Below are 23,469 nucleotides of genomic sequence, written 5' to 3'. Positions count from 1 at the left end.
CTCCCGACAACGGGCGGTTATAAGGAACGCCGATGCTTCCGCCATGTCCGGCCAGTGTCGCCGTCATCGCCCCGTGTCACGTGAAGATCAACCAACCGTGTCGTCACGAAAAGTGCGAAACCTCAGGCGTACACGTTGGTGGAATATCAACGCGCCCTGGAGCAACCACGGTGGGATCGAATGTTCCGCCCGTGGCATCAGACGCAGCTCGTCGGTGTAGTGCTCAGCCTTGTCCAGATGGCCGGGTTTGATCCGCCAAGTGGGCTCGACCATTGGATTCTCAAGCCTGTGGACGGCGGGGGCGTCCGGGGTGAACTCAAAGCTGATGCCGGGGTACGCACCGATCACGGAGCTGAATGTCCGCATCCGCACCCGATGCAACCACTGGCTGACCATCGCGGGCGGCGCCCACGGCCGTGGCTGTACGCCGGCGAAGGTGATGGTGGCGGACACCTCCATCCGGCGGGCGGTTGCCCAGCAGGTGACCGAGAGCTGCTGCCATCCTGGAGGCGCGGATCCGGCGATCGCCGCAGCGGCCCACTCAATCACCGTGCTCGCGTCGGTCATGAGCCGGTCGGACACCATCACCGGAGGAAATTCCGGCCACGGCCACGGCTGCGGCATCGGCGGCATGACGCGGATCTGGACAAGCGCGTCGCCGGGTTCGCCCACCAGCCCGGTGATCGAGTCGGCGGCGATGAGGGCCGGGCCTTCCTCGGTGAGCCGGAAGGTCTGGAGACTGAAGACCGACTCGAGCATCGCCATCGGGATCTGCTCGAACCGGAAGGCCCGGTCTCCGGTGACGGCGACCTCGAAAGGCACTGGCTGGTTCATGTCTTCTGATCCTCGATGGTCGGTTTACGCCTGCGATGCCTGCCGAATCGCGGACGATCACTCCGCGATTGGCGCGCCACCTGCGATCTCGGCCAAGTGCTCGCCTCGCATATCGACGCCGACTTGGCCGCCCGCGTTGACCACCACGAGGACGCCGGGCAGCACCGATAGCATCGGTCGCAGGACGAGCCGTTCGGGGGTGTCGGTGTCCGCTGGAAGGTATCGGGGAGACGAGTAGACCGGGAGCACGTGGTTCCCCTCGGCGTCGCGCACGATCATCGGGCCGCCGTCCGGGGCGGGCACCGTCCAGAACTCGGTGTCGAGGGCAGGGAGCAACACCGCTTCATACGGCAGCCATCCGGCGGTGACCAGGTTGAGCACGTTCTCGAACGGGTTCTCCGGGTCGGGCAGGCCCAGGCGGCGCGGGCCGGGGCGGTATTTGTCGTTGAGCCAGGCTTCACCAGTCGGTTCACCGTCCAGACCGACGCGGTACGCGCCCAGCAGTGTGGGCGTCGGCAGTCCGCCCAGTAGCCGGGGGTCAGCTTCCTTGTCGGCGCACCACAACCAGCCGTCAGGGTGCTTGCGCGCTTCCACGCGCATCGCGTCCGTAATGGGCGGAAGGCCTGGGTGTGGCGGTGTGCTGGGTGTGTATTTCGGGTCGAACACGACGTGCGCTCGGGTGGCCAAGGCCTCGAGCAGGTCCCGGTTCGGTGGGTCGGAGGGCAGGCCGGGGGTGCCATGCCAAGCGCCGATCAACGCCCCGACCAACGCGCCGGTGAGTGGGTCAGGGGCAGCGGACAGCGCGGCGGACGGGTCATGGCCGAGTTTCGCGGCGAGCAGCAGGGCACGTTCCCACGGGGTGTCCAACCACTGGTCTCGCACCGAGGTCTCGCGCTGTTCGCGCAACTCGAGAATGTGTGGACAGAGGCCCAAATCGGTCAACGCCACGTGTGTCGCCCGGGAGAGCAACCCACGGTCGAAGACCCGGTCGAACACCGGGCTGATGTCCGCGTTCCATATAGGACCGGCGAGCCAGTGATTGCCCGACGCCACGGCCGCGACCAACCCAAGCACCTCAGGGACGGGAGTGGCTGTGGGCAGCATGGCGTCCAACCAACCCGGCGGAGATCGGTCCAACCACAGCGAGAAATGCTCCCTCTCCGCCCGGTCGTGTGCGTCCTGCAGCAAGTCGTCCGTCGCCCGCAGCAGGCCCGCGGTCAGCGTTCCGTCACCGCCCGCGATGGACTCGCCAAGGGCGAAGCCGACGTAGGCGCCCGCGACCCAGGCCCAGCCGTGCGGCTGCTTGCCCATCAGGTCCCAGTCGACCGCCTTGCCGAAGGTCGGCGCGATCCACATCGGTGTCGTGCCATGGCCCCAGAAGCGCTGGGCACCGGCGGGTGGCGGCCCCTTTCGGTCTGAGCACGTCCAGATCAGGGCATCGGTGAGCACTGCGCGCTCATCGTCATCGATCGTGAAGCCGTTTTCCTTGGCCTCGTCCAGCCGCTCCATCAGCCGCGCCCGAACCACCTTGGCCAGGTGCGGTCTGCTGGTCGGATCCAAGGCCGACAGGGCCTCAATCACTCGCTCAGTCCATGCATGGTCGAATTCGGGCAGTTCCCGGTCCACGGCGGGAGGGTGCGGGAATGGTTCCGGCCACCGGTGCAGTGAATTGGCGTTCTTGGAGAGCTGGACCTGTGTCGGGTGGCCGGGGTTGATCCGTACCTCGTCCGCGGACATCGTCGACAGCAGCTCGCGCACGCTGATCTCCCGCCAGGACCAAGTGCGCGGCGGCATGCGAACCGGCGCGCTGTACGCCTCCAGCCACGTCCGGCCGTCCTCGTCATGCACCCGGTACGGGTTGCCTGCAGGGCAGTACACGGTGATATCGAGGAAGCCGGCGAACAGCCGGAGGTCATCCCCAAGCCACTCCTGCTGGTCGTAGGCGAGGAACTTGTCAGCGGGAGTTTGCGGTGCGGGCCAGCCCAGCCACACCGAACCCGGCCGGTACGCGGCGTTGCGTCGGAACTCGGCCGACCCAAGCGCCCGCACCCAGCCCAGCACGGCCGACTCCGGAACGCTTAAGTGCGCGAACGCTGTCTGATCCCATTCCGGGTCGACCACCGCGAGGTCCAGCCCGGGCTCGGGCCAGAACTCCGGCATACCACGTGTCCACGGCGACGGCGGACCCGAGGGAACGAATCGCCGCGGCGCGCTGCCGTCGTCTGGAACCTCTACCGCGGGCAACGGCACGATGTCGTCGTCAACGGCGTTGTATGGCACGTACCATTGGCCGCGCACCAGCACGACATTCTCGGTGAGGACGCGCAGTTGATCAGCAGCTTGACCATGGGTCGCTCTGATCCACTCCAGTGCGACGGCGATAGCCTCGTCTCGGTTCACCGGCCGCCTCCCCGCGCGCCCGCGGCTTCCAGCCCGCGGTCAAGCCAGCCCATGAACACCGGATAGTTCGCTGTCACGCTCAGCCTGACCAGGTGCCCTGTGGGGTTGATGGTCAACCGGCCTGCCGCGTCCACGAGCACGCGTTCGCGTGCCAGGCCCACGAACGGCATTTGCAGGCCGGCGGCGAGAGTCAGCGCGTCGTGCTGGATTGTGGATGGGTGGAAGTGCTCGAACCATTGATCCAGGTGGGCGGCCACCAGTCTTGCCCAGGGGAGTGCGTCGGGCCGGGAGAGGCGATGGTGCAGTGTGCCGCCGCGGCGTATCTCGATCTCCGGGGTGAACGTGGTGTCCGACAGGACTAGTTTCGGCAGGCGAGCGGTGCTCACCAAAGTGGCGGCCGCGACCGGATCCATCCGGAAGTTGTGCTCCGCGCGCTCGGGGTCGCGGTAGTTCACCGCGCCGCCCTTCTGCGTCACCACAAGCCGCTCGGCGAGATCCGGCCGTGCTGTCAGCACCTCGGCCAGGTTCGTCGCCGGACCGATGCAGTCACGACCGGGACATCGGTGCGGCCCAACAGGTCCAACAGCATTCGAACGAATCGGGCTCGTCGTCCACCCAGTTCGTCCACAGTGGTCACCAGTGCCAGTGTCGGCTCCCGCGCCGCGAGAACGATCGCGATGGCGTCGTCCGGGTCACAGCCCGCGTCGGTGTCCACGATCAACGGCGCACCCGCTTGTGAAGGCGGGAACGGCCCCCCGGACACGGTTTGCGGCAAACCGAAGCGGCCCGCGAGATCCACCAAGTCCTGCCGATCGCGATTCACTTCCCGGTCCATCACTCCGGTCGAGGCTGTGAGCGGGTGCGGTAGGTCGCGACGACGTCGTCGCCGGGTAGTTCGATGCTCATCTCGCCACCCGGGTTGATCACCAGGGTGACTCCGGGCAGCGCGCCGACCAGGCCTTCGCCCTGCGCCTGCATCGGGGCGTTCGCGTTCGGCGGGAGGTAACGGGGCGACGAGTACACAGCGAGGAACTGCCTGCCCTGCCCGTCGACGCCGATGCGTAGGCCGCCCGCGCCATCGGTTTCCAGTTGGAACGGGGAATCGAGCACCGCCGGCAGGATCCGCTCGTGCGGCAGCCAGCCCGCGGCGACGAAGTTGAGGACGAGTTCGAACTCCGACAGTGGTTCCGGGAAGCCGCGCTTGCTCGGGCCGGGCAGGTAGGCGTCGTTGATGTAGGTCACGCCGGTCAGGTCGCCGGAGTCGTCGACCTTGTAAGCGCCCAGGAGCGTGAAGTTCGGCGCCCCTTCGATGTAGCGCGGGTCCACCTCCGGGTCGGCGCACCACACCCAGCCGCCGGGGTTGCGCTTCGCCTCGGCGCGGAGGGCGTCGGTGATCGGCGGGAGGCCAGGGTGGCTCGAGGGCCCGTCGGTGATCTCCTGGATCTCGCCGGTCCCGAGGTAGTGCGCGATGGGTTGCGGCAGCAGGTAGATCCGGCCGCCGGCAGGCGACACGGCGGTGATGACGCTCCAGGTATAGGGGAGCCGGTAGCGGTGGTATTCGCGCTCGGCGTGGTCGGCGGGCAGCCCACGCTGCTCGAACGGTGTGTCGGCGGCGTAGACCAGGTTGCCGTCCGGTGTGCCATAGCGGTCGACTTCGAGGTCGGCGGGCAGGACCGCCATGACCTGGGTGAACTCCTGCAGCGGCGGGTCCAGCTCGGAGAGCGTGCCGAACGGCGCCTGCCACCAGGGGATCTCTTCGTCCTGGCCGAACCGCAGCTGCTCGTGGTCGGCCACGAGCTGCCCGCAGAAATAGGCGGCCGCGTCCCCGACGTCGCCGAAGCGCTTCCTCGACCTGGAGGAGTCGCCCTCGGCCCGGTACACCACGTACCAGTCGCCTTCGCGGACCAGGCACCAAGCCTGGTCCTGGTGTGCGCCGAGTGAGTAGAACCGTGGACTGGTGCGGTATCTGGTGATCACGGAGCGGACCGACGTCATCGCGTCCTCGAACGCGGCGTCCACTTCGGACTCGCGCCACGGCCTGCCCATCGCCAGCGCGGCGGCCCGACGCATCGCGATCTTCGGGACCTCCGCCGGGAGCTGGTAGTGGTTCGTCCGGATGTGGTCGACCAGGTCCAGCACCGGCGGGACGTCGTGCTTGTCCAGGTAATAGGCGACCGCGCTGGGCCACACGAACCGTCCGTCGGTGTGGAAGCCCATCGGCACGGCAGGCTCGTCCTGCGGGGCGAGCAGGTCGGCGGTCAGGCCGCGCGACGACAACACCAGCGGCGCGGCGCGTAGGTAATCCAATACCAGCGCCATTTCCCGCCTGCCGACCATCGGCCGGTACCAAACCGGGCGATCCTCGGCGTCCACCCCGTCGAACAGCCGGACCAGCTCAGTGGTGCCGCCTTGATCCTCAGCCCGTGTGCGCGCGCTCAGATTCGCCGACCACAGGCGCTGCCGCTGGTTCACGGCGGCCCCCAGCAGCCAAGGCTGCGTAATCGCGGCCCGCCTTGGGAGCAGGCGCAACTCGTCGCCGAGGGATCCGCGGCCCCCGGGCGCCTGCCACTCGGGTTCGTTGTCGAAATCGTACTGGACGTCGGCGGGCGCGCCCGGTGTGAACCTGAACCGCGCGGTGAACCACGTTCCGAAGTTCGACCCGAATTCGCGCATACGCGACCGGTGCAGCCATTGGCCGACCATCGCGGGAGGCGACCAGGAGCTTGTCTCACCACCGGCGAAGGTGACTGTCGCGGTCAACTCCATCCGCCGAACCGTTGCGGTGCACTTGATTTCGAGAGCCTGCCAACCTTCGGGTGCGAGACCGGTGACCGCGGCCCACGCCGCTTCGACCACCGGCCGCGCCTCGGCGTGCAAGACGTCACCCGGAACGATGACGGGAAAGTTCGCCCACGCCTGGGGAATCTCCGGCATCGTCCGGACTTGGACCAGGTGGCTCGTGCCCGCGTCGAGGTACCCGGCCAGCGGGTCGGCGTCGTGGACCGGCACGGCGCCGTCCGGCGTGAGACGCACTGTGGCGAGGTCGAAGACCGACTCGAACAGGGATCGCTCGACCTGCTCGACCACACGGCCGTCGGCCAGCGTGACGACCAGGTCGCCGAAGTCCCTGGGCTCCAGGTAGGCCGACGTTCCCGGCCCGTATTCGAACCGGAACGCCTGATCTCCATCGACCCCGATGGCGTGCCGCACCTCGACTGACTCACTCACTAGCGGTCTTCCCCCTGCATCCATAGGCTGCCCGGCGCCACGTGTCGCTCAAGTGAGCGGGGCAGCAGGTACGCGGTGCTGCCACCGGGCTGGTTGTGCCACGGCACGGTGGTGCCGGTCAGCACCTGGAGCGGACGTCGCACGTGGTACACGCGCGGTCCTTGCTCAGCACGTTCGGCCCGCAGTGACATCGCGGAGAACGGTGTGTCCTTGGCGAAAGTCAGGTTCCCGGACGCGGATCCGTAGCGCACCAACTGGTCTCCGGCAGGTAGCACGATCATTCGCTTGTCCCGCAACAAGGTCAGCGGCGGCTCGCCACCGAGCGGCTGGATCGGCCACTCGTCGAGCACGGCCTGCGTCTCGCGGATCTCGGGAGCGTGCAGGCGCGCCCGCAGCGGATCGATCAGCAGCGAGCCGAGCAGCTGCGCCGATGCCTCGGCCAAGCGGTCGAAGACGACGGGATTCACCGGCTCGCCGTTGTCGTAATAGGCGACCTGCCAACCCGCTTCCGTGCGTTCCAGGCACCAGTGGTGGTCGCCGTGCCGACGGAACAGGTAGGCACCGCTGCGCGACACCCCGTATTCGTCCAGTCGCTGTTGCAGGATCCGGAGTTCTTCTTGTTCCTTGGTGGTCAACCGCATCGGGATCGGCGGCAGCATGATCGGCTGGCCGGTGATGGACGCCTCGGCCTCGGCGACGGTGAGGTCGTTCTCCTCGGGGACGGTGAAATCCTGGCTCCTGATGTGGTTCACCAGGTCCGGTTCCGGTGCGATGCCGTGCTTGCGCAGGTAGTGCGGTACGTCGGCGGGCCAGATCCAGGTGCCGTCGGTGTGGTACGCGACCGGGACGTCCTCCGCGCCGTCGATCAGGTCCTTCTCGAAGCCGCGTTCGACGAGGAACGCGGGTGCTGTGTCCAGGTAGGTGAGGATGCGCTCCACCTCGGCCCGCGGCACGGCCGGGCGGTTCACGTTCGGCGGCCGACCGGGCACGACCTGGTCGAAGATCCGGGCTTGGCGGTACTTGGGTTCGGGAAGCAAAGCCCGAATCCACGCGGGTGTGTTCTCGGTGGCGCGTGGGAAGCGGTCCAGTTCGACGATGTAGTCGCCCATGGTCGGCTCGTGGTGCCAGCGGGGGAGGTCGTTGTGGTTGTAGGTGGCGCGGTAGCCGTCGTCGGCCCGGAGCCGGAACGAGTGCGAGAGCCAGGTCCCGATTTGGGGGTCGTACATGCCTTCGCGGAGCCAGACGAACAGGGCGGTGAGGGTGGGGTTGGGGAACCAGAGCAGCGGGGTGCCGTTGGCGTCGGTGACGTTCCAGTCGAGTTCGCTGTGTGACCCGGTGGCCCGGAACTCGATGTCGAGTTGCTGCCAGCCGACTGCGAGCACCGGGCGCACGGTGGCGCTGATTCGCTCCAGGAGTTGGTCACGCTCGGCGGCGTCAAGCGGGGCGTGGCGACGAATCACAAAGGGAGCGTCCCTGCCTCGGTCCAGTTCCCAGACCTTCTGCGGCATGTCGCCTATCTCGTGCCGTGCCAGCCAGATAGTGGTGATTTCCGCCGCAGAGACATCTCCGACCCATGGCATTCCCCGCTCGTATTGGACCAGTCCCAACTCTTGTGCCCTGGACTGGTCGCTCGTCAGGTGCACGGTGAACCGACCATCGATCCGCTGGCTATAGACGTTCCACTCTTCGCCTTTGGCGGTGCACAACAACCTTACCCCGAATTGTTGATCCAATTCGGCGTCCGGGACGTAACGCACGTGGGTGTTGTACCTGGGCTCGAACCCTTCAGGCACATTATCCCCTGGAAGTACCGAGATCCGCGTTCGACCGGGCGAATCATAGGAGTTCCGGAACACCCGGCCCTTCCAGAACGCGTACGGGCTGGTCGGGAACTCCCAGGCGTTCGTCGTGCTGTTCATCCTCGCCTCGCGTTCTCGTTCATGGCAGCCGACCCATTCTGGCAGCAGTGGCCGCTTTGTGGCCGGTCAGCCACGCGTCGCCACCAGGCGTGGTGGTCCACCGCTGTGTCGTGCGATTCCAGGCCGCCAACAATTCCTGCTCTCCCTCGGTTGTTCAAAGCCCATATCTCGGCTGGATCGCGGTCAAAACCGGCCAACCCGAGTATAAACTCCGGAACGGTGTGATCGACACTCTTCGTGAATCCATTGCCGGTGAATGGGGGATGCGTCGCCGCCCATTTTAAACTGGTCGGCTTCACTGTTTCCGCCATAGGGCGCGGTGGTGCCGGTGAGCGCGTGGAGTGGGCGTCGCACCACGTACACGTGCGGGTCCTTGCTCCGCGCGCCCTGAGCGAGGACTCGGAATTTGCCTTTTCCTTCATGGTCTAGATCGTGGTCAATGCCCACAGTTTTCCCTTCGCACCGACGTAGACGGTGCTTGTCGATCCGACGATCGGGAGATGGGTCAAGGGGCCGGGGGCGTACCAGGTCCGCAGGTGTCGGCCGTCGGCGTCCAATGCTCGCAACAAGGTATTCGCGGACATGTCCTGCCACTTGTGGTAGGTATCCCACTGCCATTGAGTGGGCGTCGCGGAGACGATGAGGCCCCCATCGGGTTTGGCCACTATGTCCGCGATTTCCGTGTGTAGCGGATGTTCCCATGCCAGTCGGCCATCCGGATCAAACGCTTGTACGGGCCAGTCGTATTCCAGTTGCCCGATCGTGCGCCGGCGGCCGCCTGCCGCGATTCTGAATCCGCCGTCAGGGTGTCGGAAAGGGACAAGCGGGGGCTGAATCACGCGATCAGGGGCGTACGGCTCCACCGTCTTCCGGGTGGTGTTCACCAGGAATAGTCCTCGTCCAGTCGGCCATGCGAGTCCGACCAACAGGGTTGACGGATCTATCGCGGTTGGAGATACGACAAGCTCGTTGTCGGTCAAGTCAGGTCGAGCGTCCTCAGCCCTATGAAAGCCGGAGTGGTCGAGCGCCCAACGCTGTGTCCCGTTCTGGGTGAGCGCCCTGAGGCGGCCGTCGAAGTGGGCAAGGACGACGTCGCCGAACGACGCTGGGTGCTGGATGACGGTGCCGACTCGTGGAAATCGTATGGACCAGTGTTCCTTGCCGGAACGAGCGCGGCATTTAAGGACCGACGAACCGTCCAGTTGGGCCTCTTCGTACAGCAGCTCCCCCCACGGTGCGAGTGTCAGTTCACTGGCCGCGGGGGCGGAAAAATCGTGCACAATCGCGCCGTTGGTTAGGTCACGTGTTATCACCGCGCTGCCTTCGATGCGAAAAACCAGGCCGCTGGAAACGATTGGCGCTTCGTAGGCGGGCCCGGTCGTCTCAGTCAACCAGATCAGGCGGCCATCTACCGCATAGCGCGCGTTCGATTGAGCATTCGAGACCAGGCACCCGCCGGCACCGTCGTCCACCAGGCTGCCACCTGATCCTGGGTGCAGGTCCGCTGACCACGAAGGACGCAAATACCTGCTCGCGCCGGCCGCATCTTCCACGTTCACTTCTTCCACCCCAAGGCCCGCTTTACTTCCATGATGGATGCGTTCAGCTCAGCCATTAAGTCCCTACGTCGTGCCGCGGATACGCGACCGGGCTCGGCGAGGTCGGCCCGCAGTGCGTTCATGGCATACAAGGTCGGTGTGAGTGCGCTGCGCGCGGCGAAGAGAGCAAGGGTGCTTCTGCTTGGCTGATCTCCTCCTGCGGCGATATAGCTTGCGGCGAAGTCGTCTCGTAGTTCGGCGATCTCGGGTGCCGTCAGACCAAACTGGCGTCCCCACGTCGCCAGCCACTGCTCGAAATTTCCAAGATCCCGTTCAGGCGATCCCACGGGACGTCCATCGGCGTCGATCGAGTAGTGCACTGTCGTGGTGTCGATGAACGTGACGTTTCTTTCCTGGTCCCAAAAGAAGTTGCCCGGATGGGCGTCGCCGTGGGCGTACGCCGCCATACCAGGTTCTCGTCGGGTCGCCTCGACAATTTGCTCTACACGCACGCGCAACTCGTCGACATCGAGGCCGGCGTTCCTGAGGAGATCACGGTTCTCGAGCAATTGGTCCGCGCGAGCCAGCATCGCACGCCGGTGGCTTTCGATGTAGTTCTCACCCACTGGACCACCCGAGCCTTCCGGTCGCGTGTGTAGTTCAGCCAATGCCTTCGCGGTCTGTCGTACGGCTGTCGACAGATCACGCAGTCCGTGTGCGCGTTCGTCGCCGACGGCGTTCGCCGCGTCGCGAACCAAATCGTCGATAGGTTTACCCGCCGCGACCGAGTAGACCACAGTCCCCGCGTGTCCATCGGGAGAGTGAATCATGCCGATCGCCAAGGGACGGGCAACCTCAAAGCTCAGGTCAAGGGACCGGAGGAGTTCGAGAGACGAAAGATCCCGGGCAAAGTCCGTGGTGTCCGGGAAGACCTTGGTGACCGCTGTGACCGCGCCTGACTCGTCACGTACCAGAAAGACGGGCGCGCCAGACACCCCTTTGGCTCCGCCGCCGCCGAGCGCTTGTAGATCGATCCGTCCTTGGTCAAGGGACGATGTGACGAAATCCGTCAGCCTCGCGTGAAGATCATTGCCAGCTGTGTGGATGGCGGGAAGGGAATTGATCAGCGCTTCGACTGTGTCCGGGGGAACCCCGCCAGAGTCAGTTCGACCTGTCGCAGCCGTGTTGAGAGCTGAGTCGACCGCGCGATCGGTCTCGCCGCGGCGTGAGGCGTCCGTGGGGGCGTTGTCCGGGGTGTCGTCGCCCCAGGTCGGTGTGTGGCCGGGCGGGTACGGGCTCCCGTGGACCTGCTGGGTGCCGTCCGGGTCGAAGCTGCGCCACTCGCCGTTCGGCGGCCAGCCGGGCTTGCTGCCGTCGCGGTCGTAGCGGCCCCGGGACTCCGAGGCGAAGACGTTGCCGTCGTAGTCGACCCAGGCGTCGGTGTTGGGCGCGGTGACCTTGACGCCGGTCTTCGCGGCCAGTTGGGCGGCGAAGCCGTCGGGCAGCTTGCCGGTGCCGCAGCCAAGCAGGGTGATCGGCGTCTTTCGATCCCAGTCCGGGTTCGCCATGAGGACGGCGGCGAGGTCGTCCGCGCTCAGGTTCGAGCGGCCCGCCTTGGCGTGGTTCTCTCCGCCGTGCAGGTCGATCACGAACTGGCCGGAGATCGGCTTGACCTGGTTCGCCGTGTACGACTCGTTGCGCTCACCCGGGTCGAAGATCGACATGCCCGCTTTGGTGGCATGCGCCCGACCGTCGACGGCGGCGGCCAATCGTTCGTCGTCCAGGTCCTTCAGGCGCAGTGGCCGCGGCTGCCGCTCCGGTTTGGGCTCGGCGGGCCTGGGCGTCTCCGCCCGGGGTACCGGCGTGCGCGCAGGAGTGTCGACGGGCGGCGTCGGAGCATGCGGGGCCTGCTGGCTGTCCAACGGTTCGTAGCCGCGGGGACCGAAGCTGTATCCGTCGTCGGAGGGCGCCGAGGCGGGCTGGGCAGGCGTGTTCGCCCAGCCGGGGCGGGTCGGCGGGGCCTGGCCGTAGGGGGACGGCTGGTTCGGGTTGGCGTACGGCGGGCCGCCGTGGGCAGGCGACCGGGACTGGCCGAGCCCGCCACCTGCCTGCTGGTTGGGTGCCGGGTATCCGCTCGCGGCGGGGTTCTGGTTGGCGGGCGCGACTCCGCCCGCGTGCTGCCTGCCCGCGTTTGGCAGGTCGCGCGCGGGGTTCTGGCCTGCCGGTTGCGGGCTCGGGGCAGGTTGGCGGTTGCCGGGTTCGCGGTTCGGCCCCGCGGGGGCGGGCTGTGCGGGCCGGTTCTGGCTCGCGGATCCCTGCTGATGTGCCTGCGGGGTCGGCTGTCCTGGGTGCCCAGCGCGCTGATCGGTCTGCGACGCGGCCGGGTCAGGCCGCTGGTGGGACGCGGGCGGTCCGTCAGCCGGTCGGGCGGCCTCGCTGGAGGTGGCCGCGCTTGCGGGGCGATCGTCCGCGGCTGCCGTCGTCGCCGGTGGGGGGCCGTCGGCCTGCTTGTTGCCGATGTAGTCCGGGTTCGGCTCGAACGGGCCTGGGACAAGACCGACGCCCGGCTCGTGGCGGACGGTGTGCCAGCCCGCGACGTAACGCCAATCGATTCCGCCCGGGAACAGGACCTCGGATTCGCTGTACTCCTGGGTCTCGCCCGCGGCCTTCATCGTCGGGTCGGTGAGGATGCCGCCAGGGGCGTTGATCACGTACAGCCTGCCCTCGCCGGTCCCCGCCCGCTCCACACCGACCTTCTGATCGGTCGACGTGCTGACGAAAGCGTTCGTGTCGCCGTGGACGTGTTGCTTGAGGTCCGGGCTGTCCGGCTTGAGCGGGCGGAAGCCGCCGTCCGCCTTGATCTCCTCGGGCGAGCGGGTATCGCCGCGGTAGAGGACGTTCTCGTCCTTCATCCAGCCGTCGACGTCGCGCATGAACAGCTTGGGCACGCCGAAGGTGGAGGGGTCGTTGCGGGTCAGCGCGACTGGCGGCAGACCGGGTGCGGGCGGGGCCGGGCTGCGCGGCTGGTTCTGGTCAGGCCGCGGCGCGTCCCCGCCGGTGGGAGTGGTCGACGCAGGCCGCTGCGGCGCCCCGGTTCGGTTCGGATCGTGGTGCTGCGGCGCTCCTAGCCCGTTCGGTGGGTGCCCGGGGCCGGGCCGTTGTGGCATGCCGGGTCCATTGGGCGGATAGCCGGGACGTGGGGGCGCGAACCCGCCGTGCGGTGGCATCCCTTGGTTGGGTGGGGTCGAGCCGGGGTGATGCGGGCGGGGCGGGTTGCCGGTGGTCGCCGGGTTTGCCTGCGACGGGAAACCGCCCTGCCGCGGCATCCCGCGCCCCGGCGCGTTCGGATGCGCGGGTGGTGCCATGCCCGGATCGGGACGCTGGGGATACCCGCCCTGACGCCCGGGCGGCGGGCCTGCCGCGGGCGGCATGCTCCGGGGCGGCTGGCCGTACGGGCCCGCGGCTGGTGGCGTGCCTCGTTGTGGCTGGCGGGAACCGCCGTTGTACGGGGCTGTGCCTGGGTGCCCGGGGCCGGCGGTGCCGCGCCCCGGTTGGCCGGGCGGGCCTGCGCCTGGTTGTCCCAATCCAGCAGGAGGCGGGTTGCCTCGGTTGGGTGGAGCTGTCGCCGGGGTGACGGGTCCGGCGGTCGGTTGCGTGCCCCGGTTCGGGTGCCCCGGCTGACCGCTGGGTGGGAAACCGCCCGGTGGGTTGCCGCGGGGCGGTTGGCCGGGCGGGCCGTTGTGCGGTCCTGGCATGCCGCGGTTCGGCTGCCCCGGTTGGCCGTGGTGCTGCGGACCCGGTGGCATGCCCCGATTCGGCTGACCGCTCTGCAAGAGCGGAGGACTCCCTGGGGTACCACGGTTCGGCTGGCCCATGGCGCCTGCGGGCGGGGTGCCCCGGTTCGTTTGACCTGCCTGTGGTTGGCCGAGCGGAGCACCCCCGGCGAGGGGCGCGCCGCGGTTGGATTGGCCTGCTTGTCCGGTTTGACCGCCCGACGCGGGTGGGGTGCCGCGGTTGGGTTGGCTGCTCTGGGCTTGGCCCACCTGAGCGCCTGGGGTTCCCCGGTTCGGTTGGGCGGACGCGTTGAGGGGGGATCCGCCGGGCGTCCCGCGGTTCGGCGACCCGGCCGGTGGCGTTCCCTGGTTCGAGGACCCAGCCGGTGGTGTTCCTCGGTTCCCTGTAGTGGGCGTGCTCCCACCAGGTGTTCCTGTGGGCGTGGTCGTCTTGGAGACCGGCGACACTGGCGTCCCGCTGTTCGGCGACCCGGTCCGCCCCGCGCCCCCTTGGACGGTCGGCGAACTGGACGGGCGGGCCGCGTTGCCGCTGGTGCCGGATTGCCCGGTGTTGCCTGACCCGCGCGAGACCGTCGGCGAAGAACCCTTGCTTTCGATCCCGCCCAGTTTGGACGCGGAAGCCTGGTCCGTTCCTCGCGTTGCCTGTGCTGTCGCCTTGGTTTTGGCGCCCGCGTTCTCCGCCGCGGTGGCCGCCTTGTCCGCGCCGCTGCGGGCGGTCGAGATCGCCTCGTCGGCCCGGCCCATGGCGACTTGGCCGAACACGCCCGCGCTGCCGGAACTCGCGCCGATGTTCAGTTTCGCCGCCACCCCGTCGCGGAGTTGGCTGCTGCGGGCGGCGATCCGGCCGCCAAGCGACTCCACGGAGTCGGGGTTCATCCCGACGCCGCGGCCCCCGCTGACGCCCGGCGAAGAAGACCCACTCGACGAGGAGGACGACGGCCTGCCGCCGCTGTCGCCGTGGTTCGTCGTCGAGGGTGAGCTGTCGTTCCCCCTGCGCCGGGCCATCAGGCGTTGGCCGGCGGCATTTCGTACGGCTGGATCGCGTCGTAGGCCGTCTTCGCGTAGTCGCCGTAGTCGGCGAAGCGCTCCAGGCCCTTGATCAGGCCCTGCATCTTCTCGCCCAATGCCTTGAGCCTGCCGCCCATGCGGGTCATGGCCGCGCTGAGCTTGGACAGCTTGGTCGCGATCTTCGTGGCCAGCATCGCCGCGCGGGTTCCCGCGTAGCCCGCGTACGCGACGATGGAGCTGCCGAATGAGAACGCGGCCGTCGCCGCCGCCATGATCGCGCCCGCGATGAGTTCGCCGAGCAGCTCGGAGATCAGATCGAACACCATGGCGCGCAGTTCGCAGACCAGCGCGCCGGACAGCGCGTAGATCGCCGCCGTGCCGTCCATTGTGGACCCGAGCGCGTCGTACTCGGCCGCCATCTGGTCCATGTTGGTGCGGAACGCGTCGCTTGCCTCGCCGGACCAGTCATCGACCGAGCCCATGTCCTCACGGTGCTCGCGGGCGATCATCTTCATCTCCAGCGCCGCCGACTTGAGCTGGTCGACATTGCCGTTGATCTCGTCCGGGTTGCCCAGCAGCGCGTCGAGCGGCTCGCGCAGGAAGCTGACGTGCTCAAGCAGCCAGCCGACGCCCGCCGACGCGATCCCGGCCAGTGGGTTGGCGGCGAACCCCACCGTCTCCACCACCAGACCGGCGCCGCCGATGGCGACGTCGAGAAAGTCCGGCCCCTCGCCTTCGGCGTCCGACGTCAGCGACTGGACGAACCCGTCAACACTCTCGACAATGCCCGCGCCACTGGACCACGTGGTCGAACTGGCTTCCTCAGACACGCACTACCCCCAGGACACGAGCTACTTTTTGAAGATCGCCGATTCGTCGCTGAAATCACCGTCGTCGAGCGAGTTCACGCCCGGATCGGGGCGGCGCGGCCTCGCCTTGGGCGGCTGCGGCGGCGGTTGCATCTCCTCGATGAACCCGGGCCGGTGCCGCTCCTGAGCCGCGGGCGCCTCTTCCTCCGGCGGCGGCATGTACTCGGTGATCGCCCGCAGCGTCTCCGACTCCGGCCCGTGCGCCGCCTCGAACACCTCGGCCACCTTCGTCGCGGCCGACCGCTGGGCCTTGCGGGCCACCGCCATGAGCTCAGCCGACAAAGCCGTGTGGGACTTGCCCATCGCCGCGGGAGTCAGGCGGACGTCGGTCAGCGCGCCGTTGGCCGCGACCGCCACCGTGATGGCCCCGTCGTCAGACGAAGCCGACGACGCGGCACCGGCCAGGCCGTCCTGGACCATGGCGGCCTTGGCCTGTGCGGCGGCGATCTTCCCCTCGAAGTCGCGCATCCACTCTTCTGGCGATTTCACAGTCCCCCCAGGTGTCCGGAACAGGCTGCCACACCACGCACCGTGACCGCAGGCGAACTGCCGACTACGCGGAGAGAAGCTGCGCGCACCTGATCAGACCGAGATGCGAGTAGGCCTGCGGGTGGTTGCCCAGGGAACGCTCCGCGATCGGGTCGTACTCCTCGGGCAGCAGCCCCGTGGGCCCGGCCGCGTCGACGATCTGGGCGAACAGGTCCTCGGCCTCCGGGCGGCGGCCGGTGAGCAGGTACGCCTCGATCATCCACGCCGCGCACAGGTGGAAGCCGCCCTCGTCGCCGGGCAGGCCGTCGTCGCGGTGGTAGCGGTACACCGTGGACCCCGAACGCAGCTCCGCCTCGATCGCGGTGACCGTGGAGTGGAAGCGCTCGTCGGCCGGGTCGACCAGGCCGACCATGCCGATGAGCAGCGTGGCGGCGTCGAGGTCGGTGCCGTCGTAGGCCGTGGTGAACGCCTTGACCTCGTCGTTCCAGCCGTTGGTCAGCACGTCGTGGGCGATCTCGGCGCGCAGGAACTCCCAGGCGGGCTCCGGCTCGCGGTCGTAGGTGGCGGCCAGGGCGAGCGCGCGGTCGATCGTCAGCCAGCACATGACCTTCGAGTACACGTGGTGGCGCGGGCGGTGCCGCTCCTCCCAGATGCCGTGGTCGGGCTCGTGCCAGCGCCTGGTGACCGCTTCGGCCATGGCGCACACCATGCGCCAGTCGCCGTCGGTGAGCTTGCCGCGAGCCTCGGACAGGGCCACGACAAGGTCGACGACGGGACCGAAGACGTCGAGCTGGACCTGCTGGTTGGCGAGGTTGCCCACGCGCACCGGACGGGAGCCCGCGTAGCCGGGAAGCGTGTCGATGACCGCTTCCGGGCCGAGTGTGGTGCCCGCGATCGTGTACAGCGGGTGCAGCCGCTCCGGGCCGGGCAGCGTGGCCAGCACGCCGTGCACCCAGCCGAGGAACGCTTCCGCCTCAGCGGTGGAACCCAGTGACACCAACGCTTTCGCCGTCATCGACGCGTCGCGCAGCCAGCAGTAGCGGTAGTCCCAGTTGCGGATGCCGCCGATCTCCTCCGGCAGCGACGTCGTCGCCGCGGCCATGATCGCGCCGGTCTCGCTGTGGCACAGGCCGCGCAGCGTGAGCGCCGACCGTGCCACCAGTTCCTTCTCGACGGCGGGCAGCACCAGCGTGTCGAGCCACTGCGACCAGTACGCCCCGGAGCGCGCCTTGCGATCGGCTTCGGGGATCTCGTGCGGGTCGAGGCTGTCGGTGCCACAGCGCAGCTCCAGCACCACCGGCGCGTCGGCGCTCGGCCGGATCACCGCGCGGGCGGTGTCGTGCATGCCGTCGGAGGTGATCTCCCAGGTGACGCCGGGGGAGCGCAGGGTGATCGGGTCCGACGTGTCGAGCACTCGGACGCCGTCGGCGGAGGCCTCAAGCCGCACCTGCACCTGGCCGAACTCCGGTCGCGGCGCGAACTCCACGACCGCCGGGGTCGTGCCCGACACCACGCGGATCAGGTCGGTGCGGTGCGCGTCGGTGAAGTGGTCGAGGTAGTCGGTGACGAGCAGACCCGACCAGCGGGTCTCGACCGTCATCGTCCCGGGCAGGTAGCGCTGGCCCAGCGGGAGACCGCCGCGTTCCGGGGTGACCGAGAAGTGGCCCGCGGCCGTGCCGCCGAGCAGGTCGGCGAAGACCGCCGCCGAGTCCGGCTCCGGGTGGCACATCCAGGTGAGGCGGGCGTCCGGGGTGACCAGGGCGACCGAGCGCTCATTGGAGAGCATCGAAAGCCGCTCGATCGGCACCGCCTGCTCGCCGTAGAGCCAGTTGCGGCGCTCCTCCAGGACCATGGCGAGCACGGTGGCGACGTCGATCGGGTCGTTGATCCGGTACACGGCAAGGCTTTCGCCGTCGCCGACCTTGATCCCGACGTCCGGGCCGGAGAGCCGGGCGAACGCCTTCTCATCGGTCACGTCGTCGCCGACGAAGATCGCCGCCGTGGCGCCGACCTGGTGGCGCAGCACGTCGAGGGCGTGGCCCTTGTCGGTGTGGATCACCGCCAGCTCGACCACGGCCTTGCCCTCGGTGACCTGCACGCCATCCCAGGTGCACGGGCCGGAGCGGACCACGGCCAGAATCCGCTCGGCCACCTCCGGCTCCGCGCGGCGCACGTGCACGGCGATGCTGGCGGGCTTGACCTCCAGCTGCACGCCCGCGGCGCCATCGACGAGCAGTTCCAGCTCCGCTTCGACGCGGGTGTGCAGCGCGCGGGCGTCGGCGTCGAGCGCGTGCACGAAGCCCACGTCGAACTCCGAGCCGTGGCTGCCGACCAGGTGCACCTCCGACGGCAGCCGCGACAGCGTCGCCAGGTCGCGCAGCGCCCGCCCGGAGATCACCGCCGTGGTCGTCTCGTGCAGCCCGGCGAGCGAGCGCAGCGCGCCCACCGACTCGGTGTGCGGCCGTGCTTTTTCCGGATCCTCGACGATCGGCGCGAGGGTTCCGTCGTAGTCGCAGGCGACCAGCAGTCGCGGTGTCCTCGCGATCTGCACGATCGCACGGCGCAGGTCGGCGGGCAGGGACTCGGCGGTCAACGCCTTCTCCTGGGGCTAGGGGCTCTGTTCAGGACTCAGGGCGTCGAGGAATGATCGAGCCCACCGGTCGACGTCGTGGGTCAGCACTTGACGCCTCAGCGCGCGCATCCTACGACGACCCTCAGCTGGATCGATCGTGAGGGCCGCATGCATGGCGTTCTTGACTCCGTCAAGATCGTGCGGATTCACCAGGAAGGCGCTCGTGAGCTCGGCCGCGGCACCCGCGAACTCCGAGAGCACCAGCGCGCCGCCGAGGTCGTGGCGGCAGGCCACGTACTCCTTGGCGACGAGGTTCATGCCGTCGCGCACCGGCGTCACGAGCATCACGTCGGCCGCCGAGAAGAACGCGGCCAGTTCCGCCCGGTCGACCGACTGGTGCAGGTAGTGCACGACCGGGCGGCCGACCCTGGCGAACTCGCCGTTGATGCGGCTCACCACTTGCTCGATGTCACCGCGCATGCGCTGGTAGTGCTCGACACGTTCGCGGCTGGGCGTCGCGAGCTGCACCATGGCGACGTCGCGCGGGTCGATCCGGCCCTCGGTCAGCAGCTCCTGCAGCGCGTAGAGCCGCAGGTCGATGCCCTTGGTGTAGTCGAGGCGGTCGACACCCAGGATGATCTTCTTCGGGTTGCCCAGGTCGGCCCGGATCTGGGCCGCGCGGGTCACGGTCTCGCGCTTGCGGGCCAGCGCGTCGAGACCGTTGGAGTCGATGGAGATCGGGAACGCGCCCACGCGGACCGCGCGGTCGCCGACCTGGATGACACCGGGCCGCGTCCGCACGCCCACGGCGCCGCGGGTCGGCTCCAAGCCCAGCAGCCGCCGGGCCAGCCAGAGGAAGTTCTGCGCGCCGCCGGGGCGGTGGAATCCGACCAGGTCGGCGCCGAGGAGACCGCGGACGATCTCGGCGCGCCAGGGGAGCTGCATGAACAACTCGGTGGGCGGGAAGGGGATGTGCAGGAAGAAGCCGATCCGCAGGTCGGGCCGCTGCTCACGGAGCAGCGCGGGGGTCAGTTGGAGCTGGTAGTCCTGGATCCACACCGTGGCGTTGGGCGCGGCGACCTTCGCGCAGGCGTCGGCGAAGCGGTGGTTGACCTTGACGTAGCTGTCCCACCAGCCGCGGTCGAACACCGGGGGCGCGACGACGTCGTGGTAAAGCGGCCAGAGGGTGGCGTTGGAGAAGCCCTCGTAGTAGTCGCGGACCTCGTCGGCGGTGAGTGTCACCGGGTAAAGGCGCAGCCCGTCCTCGGTGAACTCGTCGACCTCCACATCGGCCACGCCGGGCCACCCGACCCACGCGCCGGTGTTCTTGCGCAGGAACGGGGCGAGCGCGCTGACCAGGCCGCCGGGGCTGTGCTTCCAGCGTTGTGAGCCGTCGGGCAGCCGCTCCAGGTCGACCGGGAGCCGGTTCGCGGCGACGATGAAGTCGGCGCCGTGGTCTCTGGGGGCGTTGTCGCTGCTCACGCCTGGCGTGCCTCCTTTGGAAGCCGGTGCGGGAATGCCCGAATTCCAAGGCTAGTCACTCCGCGCCGGCACCGCGTGGTGCGAATGTCTATGACTCGGTGTGACGTTTGTTGGGTTGCAATGGGCCGGATAGCCGGGGTCCGGCGAGCCGCCGCTCCAACCGCCCGAGCTTGGTGCGCACGGGTTGCGCCAAGTATTCGCCGAGCACGACCCCCGCGGCCAGCGCTAACGCGATGGCGGCGGCGATCATGAGCGTGGACAGGCCCGCGGGGGAGCGTTCGATCGCCAGTTCGTACAGCGCGCGGTAGGTCGGAAGGCCGGGAAGCAGTGGAACCATGCCGGAGACCACGACGATCAGCGGCGGCATCCGGAACCGCCGGGAGATGACGCCACCGGCGAACCCGATCACCACGGCCGCCCCCGCGGAGGCGACGATCGGCCCGGCCCCGGCCAGCACGAGTCCGCCGTACCCCGCGGTCCCGACACCACCGGCGACGGCGGCGACCAGCATGGAGCGCGGCGGGGCATAACTGGCCAGCGCGAAACACCCTGCCGCGGCGGCCCCGGCCAGCGTCTGCACCGGCAGGCGCAGGGCGGAGGGCGGCAGCGGGTCGGCGAGCGGTGTCTCTGGCAACCCGAGCGCCACCGCGATGTTGAGGGCGATGACGACCCCGGCGGTGAGGCCGGCGGTCATCAGGGAGACCTCCATCGTGCGGCCCGCGGCGGTGACGTTGAACCCGGTGATGGCGTCCTGGACGGTGGAGACAACGGTCAGCCCGGAGAGCAGAACGGTGATAGCGGCGGCCACCAGCACGGTGGGTTTCACCGCCGGAAACATCCCGCTCGCGAGCAGTGCGAGAGCCCCACCGGTGGCCAGCGCGCCGCCGAGGACCTGCTGGAAGAAGAACGGAAGCGCCCGCCGGTTGAGCATCCGCCCCACCCGGTCGATGAGCGCGGTGATCAGAGCGGCGAACAGGGCCATCAGCGGCGCCCCACCGATGAAGATCGTGACCGCGGCGGCCAACCCGGCGTAGGACATCGTCGCGACCCACCGCGGGTAGGGATGCTCGGCGGAGTTGATCCGGTTCAGCTCGGCGTGCGCGTCCTCGACCTCGATCCGCCTGCCCGTGATGTCCCGCACCAGCTTCTCCACCGCCGCCAGCCGCGTGTAGTCCAGACTGCGGGTCTGCACCACGCGCAGGGTGGTCACCGGGGAAAGCTCGGTGCCCCGGTGACAGGCCACGGTGATCGACGTGAAGATCACGTCGACCTCACAATGCGGAAGCCCATAGGCATTGGCCACCGCGATGATCGTCGCGGTCACATCGGCGGCCCCCGCGCCCGACGACATCTGCACCTCGCCGATCCGCAGAGCAAGATCCAAAACGAAGTGGACCGTCCGCTCTTCGGGGAGTGCGGGCCCCTGCACGACCATCGGCTCAACCGTCGGCTCCACGACCACCTGCCGCCGAGCCCGCGTGAATCTCACGCTCCGACCACCTCCACGTGTCTCCACTCGACGGTTACGGATCAAGGCCCACTCCGCAACCGGGTGGCGTGTCGGCTTAGGATTAGGCGGACACCTCGGGGTGTCGTGCCGGTGTAGCTCAATTGGCAGAGCACTCGCCTTGTAAGCGAAAGGTTAGGGGTTCAAGTCCCCTCACCGGCTCCACGCTCTACCTGCGGGAATAGGATCTTTCAAGATCGTTTCCGGCCTCAACGGCTGCACGAATGACTGCGAAGTCGGGCCGATTTGGCTGTCATCGAATGAGCCGTGCGGACATCTGATGCAGATCCGGCGGGGTGAGAACTCGTTGCAGGTCAAGGTGTTCGCAGGTATTGATCCGCTGAGAAGGCGAACCTCCGGCACGTGATCGAAGATGGCTCAAGTCCACGACATCGAGCAGACCGCAGCGCCCTCGTGCTCGATAAGTCCTACGCCCAGCCGCGCCGCTGTAGCGGCCGCTGCGACGGTATCCCGCAGATCGAGCACCGAGTCCAGGGCGAGCTCGAGTGCCGCGGTGTCGTGCTTCGGCGTCCGCGTCGCCGAGTGCCTGCCGCCGGCTACCCGCCCCACGACTGGGTTGAGAAGAGCTGCGAGGTCGTCGAATGTCCATCGCCACCAACCGCTGACACCAAGCGGCAAAGGACCAGTGATAACGAACCGACGCGTCTCAACGAACCGCGCCAGGCTGTAGAGGACGTCAACTCCCCCATCCCCGGGTTCCTCCCGCCGATCGGCGCGATGCGACCTCGGGTCGGGCGTGCAACCTCCGCCCCCGGCACGCTGTATGTAGTGGTGAACGGAGAGGGGACTCGGGTGGATCGTCACAACTTCTCGCAGGTCGCGCGCGAGAACGCGGTGCGGTGGCGGCGGATCGCGTTCCTGATCAGCGGCGATTGGGGCAGGGCGGAGGACATGGTGCAGGAGGCGCTGCTGCGGATGTATCGCCAGTGGCACCGCATCGACGTCGGCGGCGTCGATGCCTACGCGCGCAGGGTGTTGTCCCGCCTGGCCATCGATGAGGCGAGACGTCGGGAGCGCCGGGGTGAGGTGTTCGGTCCGGTCCCGGAACGCCCGGCGGCCGGATCGGCCGTCGACGATGTCGTCGATGTCCGTGCCGCGATCGCCCGGGTGCCTCCGAGGCAGCGGGCGGTGTTGGTGCTGCGGTACTACGGCGGGCTGTCTGTCGCCGAAACCGCCGCCGCGCTGCGCATCAGTGAGGGGACCGTCAAGTCGCAGTGTGCCCGTGGGCTGAACGCGCTGCGCGCCGCGTTGGGCGAGTCCGCTCGCGAAGGTCAAACGGAAGCCGGGGAGCTTAGATGAGTGACAAGAACCTGTTCGACCGTGCGCTCGGGGCCGATGAGCCGGAACTGGGTCTGGACTTCGCTGAGATCGAACGCGCGGGCGCCAGGGCGGTGCGGCGCAGGCGGGTGGCGCTGCCGGTGCTGGCTGGGGTCACCGCCGTCATGCTGGCGGGCGGAGCGTTCGTCATGACGAGCCGTGGCGGCCCCGAACGGGACATTGGGCCCGCGGCAAGCTCGGCGGCGTCCGCGACGACGGGGAACCTGGGTGCGCCGGTCGTCGGGGTCGGGTATCCGTTCGAGTTGAACACCCACTGCGGCATCCGAAGTGCGACGTTTGGCGGGCGGTGGTGGGCGGCTATCGCCCCGACCGAGCAGCCGCACCCGGGTGGGCGGGACATCACGGTCGGGACGATGACGCTGGTTCGGCCGGATCTGGCGCGCTTCACCTGGCCGGATGGCACGGCGGAATTCGTCCCGGTCGACTCCGAGCCGATGCCGCCGTGCCAGTGACGACTTACCGCCCTACCG

General features: G+C 68.6%; 16 protein-coding genes and 1 tRNA gene. 4 read left to right on the top strand and 13 right to left on the bottom strand.

The features are described from left to right. Nucleotides 1-87: 87 nt before the first annotated feature. The 7 genes from ACRDSQ_RS14665 to ACRDSQ_RS14635 all read right to left on the bottom strand — a co-directional run bounded on the left by ACRDSQ_RS14665 (nucleotide 88) and on the right by ACRDSQ_RS14635 (nucleotide 13,086). Nucleotides 88-765 carry a hypothetical protein gene (locus tag ACRDSQ_RS14665; RefSeq protein ID WP_431421654.1) on the bottom strand — a complete coding sequence of 226 codons (678 nt, stop codon included), beginning with the start codon at nucleotides 763-765 and terminating at the stop codon, nucleotides 88-90. A 126-nt stretch (nucleotides 766-891) separates the two neighbouring features. Further along, nucleotides 892-3,234, bottom strand: a complete 2,343-nt coding sequence (locus tag ACRDSQ_RS14660; protein WP_431421652.1) for a hypothetical protein — start codon at nucleotides 3,232-3,234, stop codon at nucleotides 892-894. After that, a complete protein-coding gene (locus tag ACRDSQ_RS14655) occupies nucleotides 3,231-3,776 on the bottom strand; it encodes a nucleoside hydrolase (protein ID WP_431421661.1) in 546 nt (181 codons plus the stop codon). The genes ACRDSQ_RS14660 and ACRDSQ_RS14655 overlap by 4 nt, the downstream gene beginning before the upstream one ends. A gap of 292 nt (nucleotides 3,777-4,068) precedes the next feature. Next, on the bottom strand, nucleotides 4,069-6,462 hold the full coding sequence (locus tag ACRDSQ_RS14650) for a TNT domain-containing protein (RefSeq protein WP_431421651.1): 2,394 nt from the start codon (nucleotides 6,460-6,462) through the stop codon (nucleotides 4,069-4,071). Then, complete coding sequence (locus ACRDSQ_RS14645) at nucleotides 6,462-7,922, bottom strand: TNT domain-containing protein (protein ID WP_431421650.1); 1,461 nt, start codon at nucleotides 7,920-7,922, stop codon at nucleotides 6,462-6,464. The genes ACRDSQ_RS14650 and ACRDSQ_RS14645 overlap by 1 nt, the downstream gene beginning before the upstream one ends. Nucleotides 7,923-8,806: 884 nt before the next feature. Then, a complete protein-coding gene (locus ACRDSQ_RS14640) occupies nucleotides 8,807-9,934 on the bottom strand; it encodes a PQQ-binding-like beta-propeller repeat protein (RefSeq protein WP_431421660.1) in 1,128 nt (375 codons plus the stop codon). A gap of 2 nt (nucleotides 9,935-9,936) precedes the next feature. Then, on the bottom strand, nucleotides 9,937-13,086 hold the full coding sequence (locus ACRDSQ_RS14635; RefSeq protein ID WP_431421649.1) for a scabin-related ADP-ribosyltransferase: 3,150 nt from the start codon (nucleotides 13,084-13,086) through the stop codon (nucleotides 9,937-9,939). A 1,042-nt stretch (nucleotides 13,087-14,128) separates the two neighbouring features. Between ACRDSQ_RS14635 and ACRDSQ_RS14630 the strand changes: the two genes are divergently transcribed. Further along, nucleotides 14,129-14,812 carry a hypothetical protein gene (locus ACRDSQ_RS14630; RefSeq protein ID WP_431421648.1) on the top strand — a complete coding sequence of 228 codons (684 nt, stop codon included), beginning with the start codon at nucleotides 14,129-14,131 and terminating at the stop codon, nucleotides 14,810-14,812. On the opposite strand, the gene ACRDSQ_RS14625 is transcribed toward ACRDSQ_RS14630, so the two are convergent. The 5 genes from ACRDSQ_RS14625 to ACRDSQ_RS14605 all read right to left on the bottom strand — a co-directional run bounded on the left by ACRDSQ_RS14625 (nucleotide 14,718) and on the right by ACRDSQ_RS14605 (nucleotide 21,568). Continuing rightward, nucleotides 14,718-15,551, bottom strand: a complete 834-nt coding sequence (locus ACRDSQ_RS14625) for a WXG100 family type VII secretion target (RefSeq protein ID WP_431421647.1) — start codon at nucleotides 15,549-15,551, stop codon at nucleotides 14,718-14,720. The genes ACRDSQ_RS14630 and ACRDSQ_RS14625 overlap by 95 nt on opposite strands. A 21-nt stretch (nucleotides 15,552-15,572) precedes the next feature. Beyond that, entirely contained in the window at nucleotides 15,573-16,058 is a 486-nt protein-coding gene (locus tag ACRDSQ_RS14620; protein ID WP_431421646.1) for a YbaB/EbfC family nucleoid-associated protein, read from the bottom strand. Nucleotides 16,059-16,143: 85 nt separating this feature from the next. After that, entirely contained in the window at nucleotides 16,144-18,672 is a 2,529-nt protein-coding gene (otsB, locus tag ACRDSQ_RS14615; protein WP_431421644.1) for a trehalose-phosphatase, read from the bottom strand. A gap of 15 nt (nucleotides 18,673-18,687) precedes the next feature. Continuing rightward, nucleotides 18,688-20,133: an alpha,alpha-trehalose-phosphate synthase (UDP-forming) gene (locus ACRDSQ_RS14610; protein ID WP_431421642.1), complete on the bottom strand. Its 1,446-nt coding sequence runs from the start codon at nucleotides 20,131-20,133 to the stop codon at nucleotides 18,688-18,690. Nucleotides 20,134-20,221: 88 nt separating this feature from the next. Then, nucleotides 20,222-21,568, bottom strand: a complete 1,347-nt coding sequence (locus ACRDSQ_RS14605; RefSeq protein ID WP_431421659.1) for a threonine/serine ThrE exporter family protein — start codon at nucleotides 21,566-21,568, stop codon at nucleotides 20,222-20,224. 161 nt (nucleotides 21,569-21,729) lie between these two features. Between ACRDSQ_RS14605 and ACRDSQ_RS14600 the strand changes: the two genes are divergently transcribed. Then, nucleotides 21,730-21,805, top strand: a tRNA-Thr gene (locus tag ACRDSQ_RS14600). Nucleotides 21,806-22,018: 213 nt separating this feature from the next. Here ACRDSQ_RS14600 and ACRDSQ_RS14595 read toward each other — a convergent pair. After that, nucleotides 22,019-22,210 (bottom strand): hypothetical protein, encoded by a 192-nt coding sequence (locus ACRDSQ_RS14595; RefSeq protein ID WP_431421641.1) that lies wholly within the window; start codon nucleotides 22,208-22,210, stop codon nucleotides 22,019-22,021. 243 nt (nucleotides 22,211-22,453) lie between these two features. Between ACRDSQ_RS14595 and ACRDSQ_RS14590 the strand changes: the two genes are divergently transcribed. Further along, entirely contained in the window at nucleotides 22,454-22,960 is a 507-nt protein-coding gene (locus ACRDSQ_RS14590; RefSeq protein WP_431421640.1) for a SigE family RNA polymerase sigma factor, read from the top strand. After that, nucleotides 22,957-23,451 (top strand): hypothetical protein, encoded by a 495-nt coding sequence (locus tag ACRDSQ_RS14585; protein ID WP_431421638.1) that lies wholly within the window; start codon nucleotides 22,957-22,959, stop codon nucleotides 23,449-23,451. The genes ACRDSQ_RS14590 and ACRDSQ_RS14585 overlap by 4 nt, the downstream gene beginning before the upstream one ends. Nucleotides 23,452-23,469 lie beyond the last annotated feature (18 nt).

Source organism: Actinokineospora sp., assembly GCF_050699995.1.
Lineage (GTDB): Bacteria > Actinomycetota > Actinomycetes > Mycobacteriales > Pseudonocardiaceae > Actinokineospora.
Note: the sequence above shows the minus strand (reverse complement) of the source record. Positions and strands in the feature narration are given on the sequence as shown.

What these genes read in the sequence shown, in the direction of transcription:
- ACRDSQ_RS14665 (WP_431421654.1), bottom strand. Translation starts at nt 765, where the DNA reads ATGGCGATGCTCGAGTCGGTCTTCAGTCTCCAGACCTTCCGGCTCACC.
- ACRDSQ_RS14635 (WP_431421649.1), bottom strand. Translation starts at nt 13,086, where the DNA reads ATGCCACAACGGCCCGGCCCCGGGCACCCACCGAACGGGCTAGGAGCG.
- ACRDSQ_RS14620 (WP_431421646.1), bottom strand. Translation starts at nt 16,058, where the DNA reads ATGCGCGACTTCGAGGGGAAGATCGCCGCCGCACAGGCCAAGGCCGCC.
- ACRDSQ_RS14605 (WP_431421659.1), bottom strand. Translation starts at nt 21,568, where the DNA reads ATGGTCGTGCAGGGGCCCGCACTCCCCGAAGAGCGGACGGTCCACTTC.
- ACRDSQ_RS14585 (WP_431421638.1), top strand. Translation starts at nt 22,957, where the DNA reads ATGAGTGACAAGAACCTGTTCGACCGTGCGCTCGGGGCCGATGAGCCG.